We start from the raw sequence: 17,805 nt of genomic DNA, 5'->3' as shown, positions 1-17,805 counted from the left end.
TCGGATTAAAATCCGAAAACAAAGAAGTCGTTTCCGAGGAAGGGAAAAAAGGACGGTTTGAAATTTTTTAAATCCGATTCCTTGCCGATCTGGTATAATCCTTAACTCTTAAAAAAGGAAATAGTTATGCCGGAAACATCCGTGATTAGCCTTTATACGATGGCGATTCTTTATATCTTTGCGGGAGTAATGCACTTCGTATTACCCAAATTTTATCTAAGAATCATGCCTCCTTACATTCCCTCTCCTAAGTTCGTCGTTTATTTCAGCGGCTTAGTAGAGATCGCGCTGGGGGCGATGTTGCTTGTTCCTGAAACAAAACAACTCGGAGCCTGGGGAGTGATCCTTCTTCTCATTGCGGTATTCCCGGCCAATCTATATCACTATCAATCGAGAAGAAAGACCGATCCTCCTAAGTGGGCCTTATTGTTAAGACTACCCATTCAGCTTTTGCTGATCTACTGGGCTTATACCTTCACCTAAAATTCAATTTTCATAATATTTCCGTAAAGGAATCAATTGGAGTATTTCTTCAATTCTTCCATCCCGGGAAGATTGCTCAGATCCGGAACGATCACGATTTCGATTCTCCTGTTAGCCGCGCGGTTTTCGGGAGAAGTATTCGGAACCGCCGGTCGTGAAGCCCCCATGCTTGCAGCGCTGATTCTTACCTCGGGCATTCCCGCCTTGACCATCGTATGAAGAACGTTCAAAGCCCTGGATGACGCCAGTTCCCAGTTCGTATAACCTTTAATTCCGGTCGGGGTATCATCCGTATGTCCTTCGATCTGAAAACGTTTTCCTTCAAGCGAAGCAAGAAGGCCGGTGACTTCTCGAATTGCCGCTGTTCCCGACGGCGATAAGAATGCGGAGCCCACCGGGAACAAAATATCGGAAGAAAGAACGACCACCATTCTTCCGTCGATAATCTTGATTTTGAGCTTACCCGCATCGATCAAGGAACGGAATGTTGCCATCAGTCCTTTGTATTCCTGGATTCTTTGTTCGGATTCTTCCTGAATTCGTTTTAATTCGTCCAAAGAGCGGGAAAGCCCTTCCTTTTCGCCGAGAATTCTTTGGTTATCCAATTTGGATTCTTCATAGGCTTTGAGCAACGAGTCATATTTCGAATTGGAAACGCAGTTTGCGAACGTTAAAAGGACAAGGGGAAGAAGGATCTTAAATTTCATGAAATTCCGCCGAATTGGTGTTTCTATTTTATATGTCGGCGAATCGGAAAAAAACAAAAGGGGAAGATGAAGGAATAAAAAAATCTTTTCATCAAGTATATCCTCGACTACACTACGTAGGAAGAGAATCAAATGAACGGAACTATTTCCAAATTCGGTAAAATTTTCCCCTTCTTCCTCCTTTTAGCGATCTTTTCGATTTCGGATTCCATTGAACCTCAGGATAAGACCCCGGCTGGAACGTCGGTGGTCGGAAAACCGGCAGAGGAAAGAAAGGAACTCAAGGCATATCTGGAAGAAGTCAGGAGAAATCTGAGAGACTCGGGATACAATGTCGAAAAAAAGCATCAATTCAACGGTGCTGTCTTTAAAGGGAACTCAGTTATTTATAAAATTCATCTTCCTTCTATCCAAGAAGAAGGAACACAAAATTACAAACTGGGAATAGGACTCGCTCACGACGACTCGGCTCATTCTTTCCTTGTTCAGATTTATAGAAGCGACAAAAAAGATAAGAAAATCGCTCCGATTTTTTCAGCTTACGCTGATCCAGTCTTCTTTTACGAGTTCGACTACACGAGTTCGGGAAATCACTTCTTAGTAGAAATTACTTTAGAAGATTCTACATTAAATGTTGCGAATTTTGAACTTCTATTCAGCACTTTGGTAAGTTATCAGGCGAACAATAATAAGAAAGACAACAAAGGTCAATACAATCCGAATCAAAGCAATCCGGGCTTCGGACCCTCTCCTTCTATTCTTCCTAACGATACTCGAAATTATTTTGAGGTTTTCAAAAAAGAATTTTGACGTTTGAAGGATAGAATATTAAGATATTTGAAAAAAAGCTTTAGGATCATCCATAGAAAAAGATCCATAAAGCCGGAGTTACCAAGCAAGTGTTAAGAAAAGACGGAAGTCCTCTATATCCCTTAAATAGAGACTATAAAAATTCCCGTGAAAGGATCTTGGAGGGAGCGGCAATCGCGTTTTCTAGAAAAGGTTTTCACGGAACATCCCTGAGAGAAATTAGCAAAGAGTGTGGTTTAGAGCAGCCGAGCATTTATCATCATTTTCATTCTAAAGAGAACCTTTTTAGAAAGGCGTTAATTGCGACCCACCTTCTCATTCTCAACGAGATTAGAAGAAGGGTCGTTCGCGATCAAGGCCTTCATATTGAAGTGATTTCGATCTTTAAAGCCGTTGCTGAAACGGCAAAAGAATATCCGGACAAAGCGCGATTGCCTTTTAGCCTGATTTACTCTGCCCCCGTTAATTTGCAGAACGAATACACAGAAAGATATGGAAGCCAATATCGCAAATTGCTCGAAGTTGCTTTTGAACGGAACGAAAGGATTCAAAGGAAGGAAGAAAAGCTTTCTCTTTGTGTCGATCTTTTGCACAGCTTGGTGTTGGCTTGTTCCGTCGATGCTTTGTATTTGGATCGGGTCCGCGGGTTGGAAGAGAGAGTTCGGCTGATCTTGGATCTTTAGTGGTCGGAATTCCGGTGATTAAGCTAATACAAAAATCCCTGCTTTAACGAAAAAATCGCTTTTTACCGTTCTCCGAAAATAGTTCTCGGAACTGCTTCGGACATGAACGGTAAAAAGATGCATTTCCCGAAATTCCAGCACAGCAGAGAATTGCGAACTTCAAGTGGAAGATTTACTGCTGATGTTTACATCCCAACTAAATTCTATTCGTATGCTCTCAAAAAAATTCATCAAAATAGAAATTTAGCAAACTATCTTAAAATTCTTCTTCAACGTTATAAATTTGAAATCTTAAAAAATCAAAAACCTCATAGACGAGAAAGAATATCATATCAAACGAAATCATTAGGTTTAATACGAATGTCGTTTCGACCGAACGAACAAGACTGGGCGGAACTCCGAACCCTCGGAAGATACTTGGGGACGTCTATGTGCAAGACATTCGTCCTCTTGATGGCTTTGGAAATGCGCAAATCGACTGTAAAGGAATTCTTGGATCAAAGAATTGATAAAACGAAATGCAAAATAACAAGTCTTGTTCAAAGTTTCTCGATCAAAAATCAACAAATTGTCTTTGAACTGATCGTTGATTCCTAATAAAAATAAGCCGATTTTCTTAGAAATCTCTTGATATATAGCGGTTTTATCTTTTAAAATAAAAACTTACGCTAAAATGGCAAATAAACCATGGATTCGTCTAAAGAAATAGAATTCGTTATGACCTTAAAAGATACAAAACCTGAGCTGATAAAACTGTATTCTTCGATCGGTAAAATTATTACATCATCGCTCGAACAACAAGATATCTTAGATGCAGTTATGGAAGAAGTCCGTTTATTCTTCAGCCCCGAAAACTGGAGTCTTATGAGATACGATGAAAGTTCTGAAGAATTGTTCTTTTTGATTGCCGAAGGACTTGAACTCGAACGAATTAAAAATATTCGATTAAAATCTGGAGAAGGAATCGCCGGTTCCGTTGTTCAAACGAAATCCCCCGTTTTTGTCGAAAACGCCAGAAACGATCCGCGATTTTCTCGAAAGGTCGATGAGCGAACCGGATTCGAAACGAAAACGATTATCGCCGTCCCGATGATTTTTAGAGGTCAAGTTCACGGAGTAATCGAGCTCGTGAATCGATTCGATGGTTCATCTTTTTCTCCGGAAGACTTGGTGATTCTGCAAACGATTGCCGACTTCACTGCGATTTCATTAGTTCATTCAAATCAATATGAAGAAACGAAAGTTCTTGCTTTTCGCGACGCTCTCACGGGAGTTTTTAATAGAAACAAATTGAATCATCTAAAAGAAGAATGGTCCGGTAGACGGATGGAAGATCACCGAGCATTAGTTGCACTTTTAGATTTGAATGATTTCAAGGTAATTAACGATTCCTATGGTCACAAAACAGGAGACTTGGTTCTTTGCCATTTCGCTAATATTCTTCGATATGTGATTCGAGGAACTGACAAAATATTTCGAATCGGTGGCGATGAATTCTTAATCCTGGTACAGCACGAAAACAAAGATAAAATTACGCAGACTCAAACCAGATTCCATGAGGCAATGTCGGTATTGCTTAGAAAATGCAAAGATCACAATCCTCCTTACAATTTTACTTGGGGAATGTCTGTCGGTTCACTTCAAAAACTGGACGAATTAATTCACGAAGCGGATCTTTCTATGTATGCGTCGAAGGATTAAGATTTTTCTGTGAATGGAAATGTTGGTCGGAATTCCGAAAGAATCACGGAATGTCACCGAAATATTCGATCTCTCTGTTTAATCTAACTCCAGAAGTTTTGAACACCTTATCCAAAACAAGTTCTACCAAATAATTTACATCAGAAGCGGTCGCAGTTCCGACATTAACGATAAAATTACAATGTTCGGGAGATATTTGTGCACCGCCTCGTATTTTACCTCGCAAGCCAGCTTGGTCGATCAATTCCCACGCTTTGATTTCTTTTCCATCCTCCCGAAAAATTTTTGGATTCTTAAAAACTGAACCGGCACTTTTTTTATTTTCGGGTTGGGAGGAATTTCTTCGATCACGTTTATCCTTCAGCGACTCTTCAATCTCTTCTAAATTTCCTTCTTTAAGAAGAATCTCGATCCCTAAGATGATTGAGTTCTTTTCTTTTAGAAATTCCGTGTGCCTATATCCATGCTGAATTTCGGAAGGTTTACGAACTAAAACTTCATCTTCTCTTAAGAATTCAACTGATTGAATCAAATCAAAAAGTTCCCCACCATAACACCCTGCATTTTGAATGACAGCTCCCCCTGTCCATCCAGGTATTGTGCTCAGAAACTCTGCCCCGGTAAAACCCAATTGCGAGATTTGGCGAAACGTAGGTGTAGTGTTCGTAGCGGCCCCGATCCGGAACCGTCCATCGCCCTTGGATTCATACTCTTTAAATTTTCCCGACAATCGTAGAGTTACGAAGTTATCCGGATGATCCGAAATCAACAGGTTGGAACCACCCCCGAGAATTTTCCAGGGAATTTCGGATTTATGAAAGTTATGAAGGGCTTCTAATACTTGTTCCGAACTTTCGGGTTCGATGACGACCGGACAGATACCGCCGATTTTAAATGAAGACAAAACTCCGAGACGGACTTCCGACCTAAAAGGGATTTTAGAGGATTCTAAGCTTTGTTTTAGATTCCGGATCTTGGATTCGGAAAGAGCGAGAGACATATTTAATACTTAAAGTACTTCCCTATTATCTTCGGCAAGAAAAAGAACTCAAGGAAATTCCAAGTTCTGCTCGATTCTATAGGAAAGAGGTGATTTATGTTTTTTCTTTTATTGGAATCCATTTATCTCGACTTTGCTTCTGGCAGAACCGATTGGGAAACATACTGTGAATCCGTTATTCTCCTTGCTCAAGATCAGGAAAAATTAGCTGGGCTGGTTTAAGTAACCGTTTATGTCCAAGGTAAATCCCTGTTTAACGCCGTAGTTCCGACCTAAACTAGGATTTCACGAAAGATTTCTCTGTTTCTCCTTTCAAAAAAGCGACAATCTTCCGGGAAATCACTTCTTTCGAAAAAGGACCGATTTCCGTCGTTTTCCCGGACGAAGAAAAAATAATCACAGTCGTGTCCACTTCTCCAAAGCCTTTCTGATTTTTCCCTACATAATTTCCAACAATATAGTCCAAATTCTTACTTTTGAGTTTTCCCTGTGCATGGTCTTCCAAAGAATCCGTCTCCGCAGCAAAACCGACCAAGCAACAACCCGCAATTTCTTCTTTTTGGATCTTAGAACTGACAGTCTTCAGAATATCCGGGTTCTTAACTAATTCCAAGAGGAGGGTTTCGCTACCATCTTCCTTTTTGATCTTGGATTCTTTACTCCGTGATGGTCGGAAGTCCGCCGGAGCAGCCGCCATAATCAAAATCGTGCCCTCTGCCAACTCCCCCAGAACCGCATCGCACATATCGGAAGTCGTTTCAACGGAAATCTCCTTCGTTCCTTTCGGACTTTTATAATCGTCCAAAACCTGACCGTGAATATAAACGACCTCGGGAATCCAATGCGCGACTTCTTCCGCGATATGAAAGCCCATCTTACCGGAAGAAGCATTCGAAATATAACGAACCGGATCGATCCATTCTCGAGTCGGTCCGGAAGTGATAATGGCTTTGGAAAATCCCAATCTCTTACCTTTATCTAAGAATTTCTTTTGTAAACGTCCAAAATCAACTTTTGAATCACGGAAATGTCGGCTAACTTTCCGTAACCTTCGTCTCCACATACGACAACGCCTTCGGAAGGATCTGCAAGAATCACACCGTCTTCCGCAAGGCGTTTTAAGTTTCTTTGAACTGCTGGATGAGAATACATAAACGGATTCATCGCGGGAGCGACGATTACCGGACAATTCGCCGCGAGATATGTGGAAGTTACAAGATCGTCCGCGATTCCGTTCGCCATTTTCCCGATGATATTCGCAGTGGCCGGAACTACGGCAATCACAGCTGCGGAATTTTTCGCATCGATATGAGCCATTCCTTGCTCGTATTCGTCGATCCGAACTTTCTTTCCTGTCATCGCTTCAAACGTAATCGGTCCGATAAACTCGGTCGCATGGGCCGTCATGATTACGCTCACCGGATATCCTTCTTTCGTAAGATTGCGAACAAGCTCACAAGCCTTGTAAGCCGCGATGCTTCCTGAAACCGCGATGAGTATTTCTTTTCCAGGATTGGCCATAATGTTTCCGGTATTATTTCTTAGACTGAGCCTTATTGCTCAAACTGCCCCGAGTAAAGCGAACGGAAAGAATTTTATTTCCTTCCATCTTTTCGACCGTAAGAGTTCCGGTTTGAAGAGTGATCGTAGAACCTTCTTCCGGCATATCTTCCAAACGCCCGAGAATAAAACCCGCAATCGTCCGAATATCCTTGATCTCTTCGTCTTGAACTCCCACGAGAATCTCTTTGAGTTCGTCGAGTTCCGCTTCCCCGTCGATCGTAAAACTATCGGAATGTTGCGCGGGAAACGGATCGGTTTCGTGATCGTCGGTTTCGTCCCGGATCTGTCCGAAAATTTCTTCGATAATATCTTCAAGGGTCAACAAACCGGAAACACCGCCGTATTCGTCGATGACGATCGCCATGTGCTGTTTGTTTTCCCGCAGCTTCTGCATCACTTTTTCGATCGAAAGTCCTTCCGGAACGAAGATCGGAGGCTGCATGATGGCGGTCACTTTTTCCTTTCTTCCCTTTTTGGAATTGGACAACCAAGTCAGATAGGTTTGAACGTGAATGATTCCGATGATCTTATCCGTGTTCCCTTCGTAGATCGGATATCTAGAAAAATGATGTTCCGCGATGATCGAAATCAAAGCGTCCATCGTTGTATCGTGCGGAATTCCGATGATGCTCAGACGGTGCGTCATCACATCCTTCGCCTGATGTTCGGAAAACTGAAACGTATTTTGGATGATCTGAAATTCTTCCTGATCGATCTTACCCTGTTTGTTCTGTTCCTCGATGATGATCATCAACTCTTCGGGAGAATGCATCATTCTACTTTTGTTCGCTTGAATTCCCATCAGCTTTAAAAGAAAGGAAGTCAGTTCGTTTAAAAAGAACGTGATCGGGTAAAACAGATAATAAAAAAAGAATAAAGGAATACTGATAAAAAGAGCGATCGTTTCGGTGTTTTGAATCGCGATCGTTTTTGGGAGAAGTTCTCCCAAAAGAATATGAAGAAACGTAATGATCGTAAACGAAACCGTGATCGCCAAACCGTGAACCGTCGCGTCGTTCACGGAATACCCGAGCATCTCCAGAAGAAAAGTCAGCCAACGCGAAACATAACCCTCGCCGACCCAACCTAACAGAAGACTGGCGATCGTAATTCCGACCTGGCAAACGGACAACATGTCGTTTAACTTTTGCGCGGCGCGTTTGGTAATGAACGCGAGAGGTCGATTCTCCTTAATCAATTCTTCCAAGCGGGAAGGTCGAATCGAAACCAAGGCGAATTCCGCGGAAACGAAAAATCCGTTCGCGAATATAAGTAGGATGATAATAAAAAAACCGATTAGTTCCATCGTGGAAAAGTAGAGATTAAATTGGATCTAAGATTGCGTGATTTGAAATTGAGCCCGGATTCTGGGTTTAGGAGACGGAAATTGAGGTTCGTTGGAATGTAGAACTGACTACCTTCGGGGTCCATGTGACTTTACTGGATAGAGTCTTTGAATTGGCGTAAAATGTCGATCGTTAAAAAGCAAAAATCTTTGAATTTTATAGAACGCTGTTATGAAAAAAAAGGAACCGATTCCATTCATTCGATATGTTTTCGAATTCGAATTCCGCGAAACGAAGATTCCGGTTCGCTCGTTTCCTGAGAAAGTCTTTCTAATAAATTTATGTCCGATTCTGAATTCAAATCCAAGGACTTAGTATAATACATTCTATGAACTCCGGAATTGATCCAAAAAGAAACCCAATCCAAAAAGTCTTCGGATCTTCCCTTCCAACCGTTGCCGCTCAAAGAATCTCTCGTAAAAATCAAACGGCTCGGAGTGTTTCTAAAATCGTAACGTCTATGTAATCTGGAAAAACGAATCTGATCCTCTCCGCAACTCCATGCGTATTCGTTCAAACTTCCGGGAGAATTATCCTCCACTTTCAAATTCCAAACCATCATCGAATGATTTCCGGTGAGAAGTTTGTTTCCTTCGAAATAAGCGGAACCCACTTTTTCAAAATTCGGCTTCGTTAAATTCTCCGTATTCTTGCAATCGCTTACGTAAACCCGATCGGCTTTCACCGTGTCTTCTTTTCTGCTGAATTTCGCGAACAACCGGAAATCGATATCCGGAAATTCTTTTTTGAGATAATCGAAGGATTCCATTCCCGAAACGTTCAGATAGATCTGAACGCTGTCCCGTTTATACAAGGATTCGATCAAAGATTTTAATACGACTTGGACGGTAAAAGACGACGCGGACTCGGAAGGAATTTCCTTCAACTCCAATTCCTGAGAATCTCCGGCCTTCCAAAAGATATACGTTCTTTTATCGCGAACAAAAACGCTGAGAACGGGAATATGAGATTTTTTGATTTCTTGATTTCGAAACGGATCCAACTCTTCCAGGAGTCGCGTAACCTCCGTTTTGCGAATCTCCGATCGGCTCGAAGTCAGATGTTCTTTCGGACCGGGATAAAATCCGCGAAAGGAGGAAATTCTTCGGCTCGTATCGATCATCGAAACGAGAGTATTCGGATAAGCGGTGTTTCCCATGACGTCCTTTTGTTCAAGACGCGACAAGAATCCCAATAACTCCGTATTGTGTCCGTGAAGAATGTAGTAATTGATCGCCGCGTCCGTAAACTCGCGGACGCCGTACACTGCGGGAAGATAATTCTTCAATTGAAGAAGCATATCGTCCGGTCTTCGATGAATCGTGATCGCGACCGCTTGATCGAGCGCACCTTTCACCGTCTTCAAGTTTCTCGATTCCTTATGAGAATAGAACAATCCCGTCAATCGAATCCATTCTTCCGTATAAACCGGATCGGCCGTTTTTAAGATTCCGTACGCCTTCGTGAATTCAATGATCGCCTTTCTCAGATCGTTCTTTTTGTAATGAATGAATCCGTTGAGAAGAGTGGATGCGTATTCGACCCGTTTCCAACCCTTGCTCTGCGCAAGAAACGTAATCTCGGTCGCCATCTTTCCGGCGACTTCCGGTTCGTCGTTCATAAGAATTTGTATAATGCGAAGTCGCGTAAACAGATCGTCTTCCGTTAAATTCTTCGGAGTGGAAACGGACTTGAGCGCGTCCACTGCCTTGAACGAACTTTTCGATCTCCAGATCGCCATCGAAATCAAATCCCGCGCGCTGTTGATCGAAATCGGTTCTCCTAAAAACGGATTTAAAATCGTGGAAGACCATTCCAGAAAATCCAGATTCAAATAATAATCCAAGGATTTCTTATATTCCTGATTGAGATACGCGATCGTTCCCAACTTTAGATAAAGATGATTCTTATACGGAGTCCGCAAGTCCGGATGGTATTTGAGAATATAATCCAAAACCTTTTCGGCGGAGACGAGATCCCCGCCTATCAAATAGAAATACGCTAACTTTTCGTACGAATATCCGATGATTCTTCCACTCAAATTTTCGGAGATGATGAGAATCTTTTGAAAGTGAACGGCTTCTTTGGAAAGACCGAGTTCCGCAAGCTGATCCGCGATGTTGAAAATGAAATTACTCAAAAACGGAATGTATTTGAGTTCGGGATCTTCCAAAAACGGAGCGAGAGTTCGGTTTAAATTCAGATATTCCCGTTCGTGCGATTTAGCCTCGGGTGAAAAATCGGAAAGATATTTTTTCAAACGCAGGGTTTTACAAAGAGAATAATAAACGTTCTTTCGGGAACACTTCAGATTTTCGGGGGATTTCTTTTCGAAGACCGCAAGATCAAAACCTTCCGCAAGTTCCCTGAGATAAGGATTTTTTTCATTTTTAACGAATTGTGTAAGCGACGCTCGGGAAGATTCTTTGGAATTAAAATTCAATTCTTTTAATATTCTTAAAAGAATTCCTCCCAAAACAAGTTCGGGTTCCGCGCCATTTGTAAGTTTGAGCAGAGACTCGTACCGCCGAACGTCCTTGTTCAGAACGTAGTATTCTCCGGCGAAGAATAGAAAATCAGATTTTTCTAATAGACCTAAACTATCGGGAAAGGAAGTGACTTCCGAGTTCGATTGAAAAACGGTTCTTCCGTTTAAATTGAACGAAAAACCGTCGCCACTTTTGGCCCATCCGAACTCCTGTTTTGTCTGAGCCGCAACGGAATAAGAACAAACAAGACCGAACAACAGACAAAGGAAGAATTTAGAGGAAAGAAGCTTCAAGGTGGATCAGACGGAAACGCCTTCTCTCTTTAGATCGCGTTTCATTAGGTCTTTCACAACTTCTTTCGGATTCTTACCTTCGTAAAGCATTTTATAAACCTCGTTCGTAATCGCCATCTCGATCCCCAACTTCTGCGAAAGTTCGTACGCGCTCTGCGTCGTCTTTACTCCTTCGGCAACTTCGTTCATGCTGGAAAGAATTTGTTCGAGTGTTTCTCCCTTTCCCAATCGAAACCCGACGGTGCGATTGCGTGATTGTTCTCCGCAACAAGTCAAAATCAAATCCCCCATTCCGGAAGGGCCGAGAAATGTCATCGGGTCCGCACCCAACTTCAAACCGATCTTCGTGATTTCGTTGAGTCCTCTCGTGATCAAAGCCGCTCTCGTGTTTTGTCCGAAGCCGAGTCCGTCGCTCACTCCCGCGGCCAATGCGATTACGTTCTTCAAGGAGCCGCCCACTTCGACCCCGACCACATCCGGAGTCCAATACGTTCTGAAATATAAGAAACTGAATATCTCCTGAACTTTCCGTGCGGTCGCTTCGTTTTTCGACGCGATGCTTACGATGGTGGGAACTTTTTGTATGATTTCTTTCGCGAAAGAAGGTCCGGATAAATACGAAAGATACGCGTGATATTTTCCCGGAAGTTCCGATTCGAAAATCTCCGATACGAGACGAAGGGTTCCGTTTTCGATTCCTTTACTCGCCGATACGATGGGAACTTTTTCGGGTAAGTACGTTTTGATCTCGCGTAAGATATCCGTCAACGCGTGAGAAGGCGGAGAAGATACGATCATATCCTTTCCTTCCACGACCGTTCTTAGATCCTTGCTCGCGGTCAGCTTTTCGGGAAGAGTGAAATTCGGAAGGTGTTTGTTGTTGACGTGATCGCGGTTGATGCTTTCCACCTGAGAATCGTTTCTGCACCACAGCGTAACGTCGTAACCCTTGTCCGCCAACAGGCTTCCTAACGCGGTTCCAAAACTTCCCGATCCGATCACTCCGATTTTCATGAAAGCTCCTCAAGCTGAATAGAGTCGAAAAAAATTCTTTCGTAATTCGAATCCGAAATATCGATCCCGACTTGGAATCAATAATTTAGTTTACTCTTCTTTGCCCGCAAACTATTTTTGATCTCCCATGCTCAATTTGAGGAAACTCATAGGCTTCAATCCGCTTGATATTTTTCTCGGACACTCGTCCGAAAAGGAAAGCCAGAAGAGCAATTATAAAATCACTCTTAAACTCCATTCTTTGAATAAAATTTTGAAGAAAAAAATTGCCGAGTCCGACGATCCTCTCGAATCCCTCGAGTTCGATTCCGGCAACGGCGTCCTTATTTTAACCGGACATTTTTCGATTCAAGGTTTGTTCTGGTCCCGTTTGTTGAAAACGGATTTCGTCGATTACAACGTTAGCCTAACTCCGGTTCGTGTGGTGCAAAATCAGGTTCGCCTTCAGATTCGTTCCTTCCGTTTATTCAGTCACACTCCGAGAAAGGTCGATCCGATCCGAATTTTTTCGAAAATATTCCAATTCTATCGGCGTTATATTTTAGAAACCATCGTTGAGGAAATTCCGGAAATTCTTCGTCTAACAGGAATTCGAAACGTGATCACGGTGAACATGGATTATTTCCTTTCGGAAATTCCGGACCTCGCCGGAAAAATCACGATTCAAAAGGTGATTCCTGAAAAAGGAAACGTGTTCTTATTCGTAAAGTCCGGAACGATCTTAAAACCGCTTCTCGATTTTTTCGGCCCGGAATACATTCGAATCGAACCGATTTCCGAAAATCACGACACCCTTCTCCTTCTATGGAGAGACTAATCTTTAGAAAGGTTGGACATTCCATAACCTATTTCTAAATTGAGTGTACGGCTTCCATTTTTCGAAAGGAAAAACTGTAGCGCAAAAGAGACGGTAACGTTTCGGGTCGATTGAAATGAAAATCATCTATCTGACTGATATCCACGACGGTCTGAGAGGATTGAAAGAGATCCTTCAGCAAACGACGGCCGATCTATATCTCTTTTCAGGCGACATTATCTACAAAGCCTTCTTCAGTACCGACCGCATCATAGAATTCTGCACAATTCAAGAGGAGATGTATCGAATCTCCAAAGATCAAAAAGAGGAAATCAACGCTTACGATTATGCGACAAGAGCGATTCGTTTTCCCGAAAAATACAGTTCCGATATAGTCGAAAAATCTAAAGAATACAGAACTCTCTTTCATCAAGCGGCAAAAACGATGAAGGAAAAATACGAACTCATCGAAATCCTCATTCAAAAGTATTCCCGCGCACCTGTAAGAGTTCTTCCGGGAAACTACGACATCGATCTTCAATACAGCGCTCTTTATGAACGCGACATTCATCGCAAGACGTTCGAACAGGACGGTTATAAGTTCGCAGGTTACGGCGGCGCTCCGATTCTCACTTCCGGAATTCCGGAAAAGCTCGCCGTCAAATTTCACGAATACAACCGCAACGGTAAGAGTTACAGCGAACCCGAAGACTTCTTCAAGGAAGAACAGCCGGACGTCGTCGTGATTCATAATCCCCCTTACGGTTTTTTGGATAAGATTCCCAACTACGGAAACGTGGGTTCTCAGGGAATTCGAAGATACTTGGACGATTATCATCCGGCGCTCGTCGTTTCGGGGCACGTGCACGAAGACCAAGGCGTGATCAAAAAAGGGAAAACCGTATTCTTGAATCCTTCCAACTTCGGAGCCGTGGATTCCGTCTTCGGATTTCAACCCGGAGGATTCTTCTCGGAAATATTTTTAGAAAATGGGCTTGTAGAAACCGTAAAATTGAATAGACTGGTGGACCACAAAATTCGCCTCTTAATGAACGTAGATTGCAGAGGGAACGTTCCTTGCGTAACGTTCGTAAGTCAGGATTCGGAGGTGTCGGCAGAAGATTTTGTGAGAATCTAACAAATGACGATCTCAGGTTTCAAAAACAATCCCACCATCCAAAAGTTCACCGGGTTAAAAAGATATTTCCGGTCCCACGAAACGAAAATTTCCAGAGAAAGAATCGAAGACTTTAAAAAATTCTCCAAGCTCATCAACTTCGGAGGAGACGTCGTCGCGTTCGATATATTAGGTTCGCTTAATTTCGGTCAGGCGACCGCTGAATCCGACACGGATATTGTGATGTACACTCAATGCGAAAATTCGAAGATGGGCGAGTGCGGTATGGAGGATTGTTATAAGATCTCCCTCTTCAAACACTTGTTTATGAACCTCGTCACCTACGAACACAGTACGGACGCGTATAAACTCGAAATCGTGGACTGCATCAATCTGAATCAGCTCGAACGGGATATTTTAAACGGACATGCCGAATCGGAAATGGTGATTCGATTCTGTTTTTACCGATCGATCTGCAGAGGAGTCAACAGAAAGCTCTTGAGAAAATACGAACAACAGATCGCTTCCAACATCCCGTTGAGCAAATCCTTGGAAGAATCGATCGAAGGATGTTTCGACGGGATCGTTCAAACCTCGCAGCATACGTATTCGTTTCATAAATATTCCCATCGGCTCCAGGATAAAGGCATCGGACTTCCGTCGACGATGGCGGCCAAAATCAAGGATTATCTAAAACAATGACCGGCTTTTTGACCGTGATGCTCTGTTTGGGAGTGGCCGCGGTTTTCTTTCATCTTCTTTACTCCGTCGATACGAAACGGATCGATCGCGCCGAAAAAAAAAGGGACGCTGCAAACGGAGTTTCGAAAGAATACGGAGACCCGAAAAAAGTCTACGGGAAAAATTGGGACCCGAATCTTCCGAAGCCGAGGATCTGCCCGGTCTGCGGAAAATACTTGCAAAAAACGGAATATTTATATGCCGTGATTGCTGAGCCTCCTTCTCCCGGTATCAAACGCCACGCGAGAATTTACGGATGTAGATATTGTTATCTCGGTTTAGGCGAAGAATCCTTAACGGAGAATCGGAATTCTCCGTCTAACGTTGCGCAGACTACCGATCCGGAATGGACGCCCACTGAAGTCAAGGATGAAGAACTCGGTCTCTAAAACGGAAAATACGAACGGAAACAGCGGACTTCTTTCGCCCGTTACGGTCATCAAAGGAGTGGGCCCGGCGAAAGCTGCGGCTCTCGCATCCATCGGCATTCATACGCTTCAGGATCTTCTCAACTTTTTTCCGAGAAGATATTTGGACCGCAATCTTACGGACAATGTCCTTTTAAAAACCGGGGAAACCGTAACCCTCATCGTAGAAGTCGTGGACGCGTATCTCGCGCACGGAAAAAAGTCGAGACTCGTAGTAGGCGCCAAAACGAGAAACAACGAAAGAATTTCGATCGTATTCTTTCGCGGAGTGAATTTCTTTCAGAAAATCTTTCAACCGGGAACCACGTTAGTCGCAACGGGCAAGCTCGAATACTTCCGCGGATTTCAACTCATTCATCCAGATTACGAAATTCTTACGAGCGCGATCAAACCGACATACGCGGTCGGTTCTACCGGTTCCAAAAAAAAGGAAACGCAGGAACCGGAAGAAGAATTGGCCGAACTTCCCGAAATGATTCACGCCGGACGAATCATTCCCTTATATCCTTCGGGAGAAGCGTTGAAATCGGAAGGGCTCGATTCCAGAGGATTCCGAAAAATCCTTTACTCGGCCTTGGAAAAGTTAAAGGGAAAAATTCCGGAGATTCTTCCCGGCGAAATCGTTCAACGAAGAGACCTGATTCAACGAGAAGAATCGTATCGCGAGATTCACTTTCCGACCGACGAAGGTTCTCTGGATAACGCGAAATACAGACTCAAATACGAGGAACTGTTTTACTTCAATCTTTTGATCGAACACAAAAAGAAAGAACGGGAAAAGATCAAACGCGTTCTATGGCCTTTGCCGAAATCGGAAACCGCGGAAACCGTTCGGAAAAATCTTCCCTTTCAGCTCACGGACGATCAGAATTCAGCTTTGGAAAAGATCAACGATCTCACGAAAAAAGATCAGCCGATTGCGGTTCTTCTGCAAGGCGATGTGGGTTCCGGAAAGACGTTAGTCGCTCTTTTGACCGCACTGCGTTATATGGACAATCAGATCCAAGTCTGCATGGTCGCGCCTACGGAAATTCTCGCGAGACAACACTATCAAACCATTCTTTCCTTTTTAGGAAACATGCCTTTTTTGGGAATCGAGCTTCTCGTGGGAAAGGAACCGAAAAAGAACCGATATGAAAAACTCTACCGCATTAAAAAGGGGGACGCGTTGTTCGTCATCGGAACCCACAGCGTCTTTCAGGACGACGTGATCTTTTCCGAACTCGGTCTCGTAATCATAGACGAACAACACAAATTCGGAGTGGATCAAAGAGAAACCCTCCGCTCCAAAGGAAAAAACCCGGACATTCTCGCGATGACCGCGACTCCGATTCCCAGAACACTATGTTTAACTCTTTACGGTGATTTGGATCTTTTGACGATCAAATCCAAACCCAAAGGAAGAATGCCGATCCAGACGAAATGGTTTCAAGAGGATCGAAGAGAAGGCGTTTACAAATCCATCCGCAAATACGTTTCCTCCGGAAGACAATGTTACATCGTCTACCCTCTCGTGGAAGAATCCGAAAAAGTGGATCTCAAATCCTGCATCGAAGCGTACGAACAATTAAAACACGAGATCTTCCCCGATTTCGAAGTCGGTCTTGTTCACGGAAAAATGGAAACCGAAGAGAAAGACCGTGTAATGAAGGAATTTTCCAAAAATAGAATTCAGATTCTCGTATCAACGACCGTGATCGAAGTCGGAATCGACGTTCCCAATGCGACCGTGATGGTGATCGAACACGCGGATCGTTTCGGGATTTCCCAGCTTCATCAGTTGCGCGGACGAGTCGGTCGAGGAGATCAGGAAAGTTTTTGTATTCTGATGACCGATTCGAAAGTCACGGAAGACGCAAAAGTCAGACTCGACGCGATGGTGAATCTTTCTGACGGATTCGCGTTATCCGAAATCGATCTTCAACTCAGAGGACCGGGAGAATTGATGGGAGTTCGTCAAAGCGGTCTTCCCGATTTCAGGATCGCGGATTTACGAGAGGATTCTAAGTTGATCGAGCTAACGAGAGAAGACGCCGCGTTGTTCGGAAACCCGGGAGATTTGGAAAAGGAAGAGATTCGGGGAAGATTCAGCGAAGGAAGATTGTTGTTTTCGAATTAATCCGCGGCGAACAACAGGCGTTCGCCGCATTTGATTTCGGTTTAATAAACCCACCAAAGAACGTATTCTCTCGGTTCCAAGTTACAAGTAAAACCGCCGATATCGATCGTAGCGAGGTTGATGATCAGCGCGGAATTCGCGCAATCATCCACATCCGCTTTTTTATAATAACGATCTTCGTCGACTTTCGCAAGCTGCGGAGAAATCACGGCGATAATCGCGGTGTTGTCCGGAGAAGCGATCGCACCGATCAAAGCGCTGGTCAAGATTTGATTTTTAGCTTCGGTTCCGGAAACGGTATCCGGAATGGAAAGTCCGATCGTATCAAAAAGGTAACAGTTTGTAAGCAACAGAAAAGGAATCAGGGAAGTGATGAACCACTTTTTCATTGGAAAGATCTCCCTCAAATTTTTTTACTAAAATCCACATCCCGGCGTACGCGCATAGTTTCTTTTCATTCAAAGACGCGCATTCCGAAAAGTGAATTCACCTACTCTACCGAAATCCTGAATATT

At 43.3% G+C, this 17,805-nt stretch carries 18 protein-coding genes; 10 read left to right on the top strand and 8 right to left on the bottom strand.

Annotated features, from left to right (window positions below; genetic code table 11):
* Positions 1-126 precede the first annotated feature (126 nt).
* Complete coding sequence (locus DLM76_RS07530; RefSeq protein WP_118964817.1) at positions 127-483, top strand: DoxX family protein; 357 nt, start codon at positions 127-129, stop codon at positions 481-483.
* 32 nt (positions 484-515) lie between these two features.
* Here the strand turns inward: DLM76_RS07530 and DLM76_RS07525 are convergent, their stop codons facing one another.
* Positions 516-1,190, bottom strand: a complete 675-nt coding sequence (locus DLM76_RS07525; RefSeq protein ID WP_118954183.1) for an OmpA/MotB family protein — start codon at positions 1,188-1,190, stop codon at positions 516-518.
* 132 nt (positions 1,191-1,322) lie between these two features.
* Between DLM76_RS07525 and DLM76_RS07520 the strand changes: the two genes are divergently transcribed.
* The 4 genes from DLM76_RS07520 (at position 1,323) to DLM76_RS07505 (ending at position 4,384) form a co-directional block, all read left to right on the top strand.
* Positions 1,323-2,000, top strand: coding sequence for a hypothetical protein (locus tag DLM76_RS07520; protein WP_118954184.1), 678 nt, complete (start codon positions 1,323-1,325; stop codon positions 1,998-2,000).
* An 89-nt stretch (positions 2,001-2,089) separates the two neighbouring features.
* Complete coding sequence (locus DLM76_RS07515) at positions 2,090-2,683, top strand: TetR/AcrR family transcriptional regulator (RefSeq protein WP_118954185.1); 594 nt, start codon at positions 2,090-2,092, stop codon at positions 2,681-2,683.
* A 102-nt stretch (positions 2,684-2,785) separates the two neighbouring features.
* Entirely contained in the window at positions 2,786-3,280 is a 495-nt protein-coding gene (locus tag DLM76_RS07510; RefSeq protein WP_118964816.1) for a DUF1564 family protein, read from the top strand.
* Positions 3,281-3,400: 120 nt separating this feature from the next.
* Positions 3,401-4,384, top strand: coding sequence for a sensor domain-containing diguanylate cyclase (locus tag DLM76_RS07505; RefSeq protein WP_118964815.1), 984 nt, complete (start codon positions 3,401-3,403; stop codon positions 4,382-4,384).
* 43 nt (positions 4,385-4,427) lie between these two features.
* Here the strand turns inward: DLM76_RS07505 and murB are convergent, their stop codons facing one another.
* The 6 genes from murB to DLM76_RS07475 all read right to left on the bottom strand — a co-directional run bounded on the left by murB (position 4,428) and on the right by DLM76_RS07475 (position 12,089).
* The gene (gene murB / locus DLM76_RS07500; protein ID WP_118964814.1) at positions 4,428-5,384 is read right to left on the bottom strand and encodes a UDP-N-acetylmuramate dehydrogenase; all 957 of its coding nucleotides are present in this window, start codon (positions 5,382-5,384) and stop codon (positions 4,428-4,430) included.
* Between the two features lie 277 nt (positions 5,385-5,661).
* Positions 5,662-6,348: a phosphopantothenoylcysteine decarboxylase domain-containing protein gene (locus DLM76_RS07495; RefSeq protein ID WP_118964813.1), complete on the bottom strand. Its 687-nt coding sequence runs from the start codon at positions 6,346-6,348 to the stop codon at positions 5,662-5,664.
* Positions 6,349-6,362: 14 nt separating this feature from the next.
* Complete coding sequence (locus DLM76_RS07490; RefSeq protein ID WP_118964812.1) at positions 6,363-6,905, bottom strand: phosphopantothenoylcysteine decarboxylase; 543 nt, start codon at positions 6,903-6,905, stop codon at positions 6,363-6,365.
* A 13-nt stretch (positions 6,906-6,918) separates the two neighbouring features.
* Entirely contained in the window at positions 6,919-8,253 is a 1,335-nt protein-coding gene (locus tag DLM76_RS07485; protein WP_118954191.1) for a hemolysin family protein, read from the bottom strand.
* Positions 8,254-8,489: 236 nt separating this feature from the next.
* Positions 8,490-11,075 carry a tetratricopeptide repeat protein gene (locus DLM76_RS07480; protein ID WP_118964811.1) on the bottom strand — a complete coding sequence of 862 codons (2,586 nt, stop codon included), beginning with the start codon at positions 11,073-11,075 and terminating at the stop codon, positions 8,490-8,492.
* Between the two features lie 6 nt (positions 11,076-11,081).
* Positions 11,082-12,089, bottom strand: coding sequence for an NAD(P)H-dependent glycerol-3-phosphate dehydrogenase (locus DLM76_RS07475; protein ID WP_118964810.1), 1,008 nt, complete (start codon positions 12,087-12,089; stop codon positions 11,082-11,084).
* A gap of 127 nt (positions 12,090-12,216) precedes the next feature.
* On the opposite strand from DLM76_RS07475, the gene DLM76_RS07470 reads away from it, so the two are divergent.
* The 5 genes from DLM76_RS07470 to recG all read left to right on the top strand — a co-directional run bounded on the left by DLM76_RS07470 (position 12,217) and on the right by recG (position 17,290).
* Complete coding sequence (locus DLM76_RS07470) at positions 12,217-12,906, top strand: hypothetical protein (protein ID WP_118954194.1); 690 nt, start codon at positions 12,217-12,219, stop codon at positions 12,904-12,906.
* Positions 12,907-13,021: 115 nt separating this feature from the next.
* Positions 13,022-14,023 carry a metallophosphoesterase family protein gene (locus tag DLM76_RS07465; protein WP_118954195.1) on the top strand — a complete coding sequence of 334 codons (1,002 nt, stop codon included), beginning with the start codon at positions 13,022-13,024 and terminating at the stop codon, positions 14,021-14,023.
* A gap of 3 nt (positions 14,024-14,026) precedes the next feature.
* On the top strand, positions 14,027-14,704 hold the full coding sequence (locus DLM76_RS07460) for a hypothetical protein (RefSeq protein WP_118954196.1): 678 nt from the start codon (positions 14,027-14,029) through the stop codon (positions 14,702-14,704).
* Positions 14,701-15,132 carry a hypothetical protein gene (locus DLM76_RS07455; protein ID WP_118964809.1) on the top strand — a complete coding sequence of 144 codons (432 nt, stop codon included), beginning with the start codon at positions 14,701-14,703 and terminating at the stop codon, positions 15,130-15,132. The genes DLM76_RS07460 and DLM76_RS07455 overlap by 4 nt, the downstream gene beginning before the upstream one ends.
* Entirely contained in the window at positions 15,113-17,290 is a 2,178-nt protein-coding gene (gene recG, locus DLM76_RS07450; protein ID WP_118954198.1) for an ATP-dependent DNA helicase RecG, read from the top strand. The genes DLM76_RS07455 and recG overlap by 20 nt, the downstream gene beginning before the upstream one ends.
* 41 nt (positions 17,291-17,331) lie before the next feature.
* Here the strand turns inward: recG and DLM76_RS07445 are convergent, their stop codons facing one another.
* The gene (locus DLM76_RS07445; protein ID WP_118964808.1) at positions 17,332-17,679 is read right to left on the bottom strand and encodes a TIGR04452 family lipoprotein; all 348 of its coding nucleotides are present in this window, start codon (positions 17,677-17,679) and stop codon (positions 17,332-17,334) included.
* Positions 17,680-17,805: the final 126 nt, after the last annotated feature.

Source organism: Leptospira yasudae (genome assembly GCF_003545925.1).
In the GTDB taxonomy this organism is placed as follows: domain Bacteria; phylum Spirochaetota; class Leptospiria; order Leptospirales; family Leptospiraceae; genus Leptospira; species Leptospira yasudae.
This window is presented reverse-complemented; position numbering and strand designations above follow the sequence as displayed.

Bases quoted from the DNA above. Each gene is read 5' to 3' on its own strand.
- DLM76_RS07490 (WP_118964812.1), bottom strand. From the start codon at position 6,905: ATGGCCAATCCTGGAAAAGAAATACTCATCGCGGTTTCAGGAAGCATC.
- DLM76_RS07465 (WP_118954195.1), top strand. From the start codon at position 13,022: ATGAAAATCATCTATCTGACTGATATCCACGACGGTCTGAGAGGATTG.
- DLM76_RS07505 (WP_118964815.1), top strand. From the start codon at position 3,401: ATGACCTTAAAAGATACAAAACCTGAGCTGATAAAACTGTATTCTTCG.
- DLM76_RS07445 (WP_118964808.1), bottom strand. From the start codon at position 17,679: ATGAAAAAGTGGTTCATCACTTCCCTGATTCCTTTTCTGTTGCTTACA.
- DLM76_RS07510 (WP_118964816.1), top strand. From the start codon at position 2,786: ATGAACGGTAAAAAGATGCATTTCCCGAAATTCCAGCACAGCAGAGAA.
- murB (WP_118964814.1), bottom strand. From the start codon at position 5,384: ATGTCTCTCGCTCTTTCCGAATCCAAGATCCGGAATCTAAAACAAAGC.
- DLM76_RS07525 (WP_118954183.1), bottom strand. From the start codon at position 1,190: ATGAAATTTAAGATCCTTCTTCCCCTTGTCCTTTTAACGTTCGCAAAC.
- recG (WP_118954198.1), top strand. From the start codon at position 15,113: ATGAAGAACTCGGTCTCTAAAACGGAAAATACGAACGGAAACAGCGGA.
- DLM76_RS07455 (WP_118964809.1), top strand. From the start codon at position 14,701: ATGACCGGCTTTTTGACCGTGATGCTCTGTTTGGGAGTGGCCGCGGTT.
- DLM76_RS07520 (WP_118954184.1), top strand. From the start codon at position 1,323: ATGAACGGAACTATTTCCAAATTCGGTAAAATTTTCCCCTTCTTCCTC.
- DLM76_RS07485 (WP_118954191.1), bottom strand. From the start codon at position 8,253: ATGGAACTAATCGGTTTTTTTATTATCATCCTACTTATATTCGCGAAC.
- DLM76_RS07530 (WP_118964817.1), top strand. From the start codon at position 127: ATGCCGGAAACATCCGTGATTAGCCTTTATACGATGGCGATTCTTTAT.
- DLM76_RS07460 (WP_118954196.1), top strand. From the start codon at position 14,027: ATGACGATCTCAGGTTTCAAAAACAATCCCACCATCCAAAAGTTCACC.
- DLM76_RS07475 (WP_118964810.1), bottom strand. From the start codon at position 12,089: ATGAAAATCGGAGTGATCGGATCGGGAAGTTTTGGAACCGCGTTAGGA.
- DLM76_RS07470 (WP_118954194.1), top strand. From the start codon at position 12,217: ATGCTCAATTTGAGGAAACTCATAGGCTTCAATCCGCTTGATATTTTT.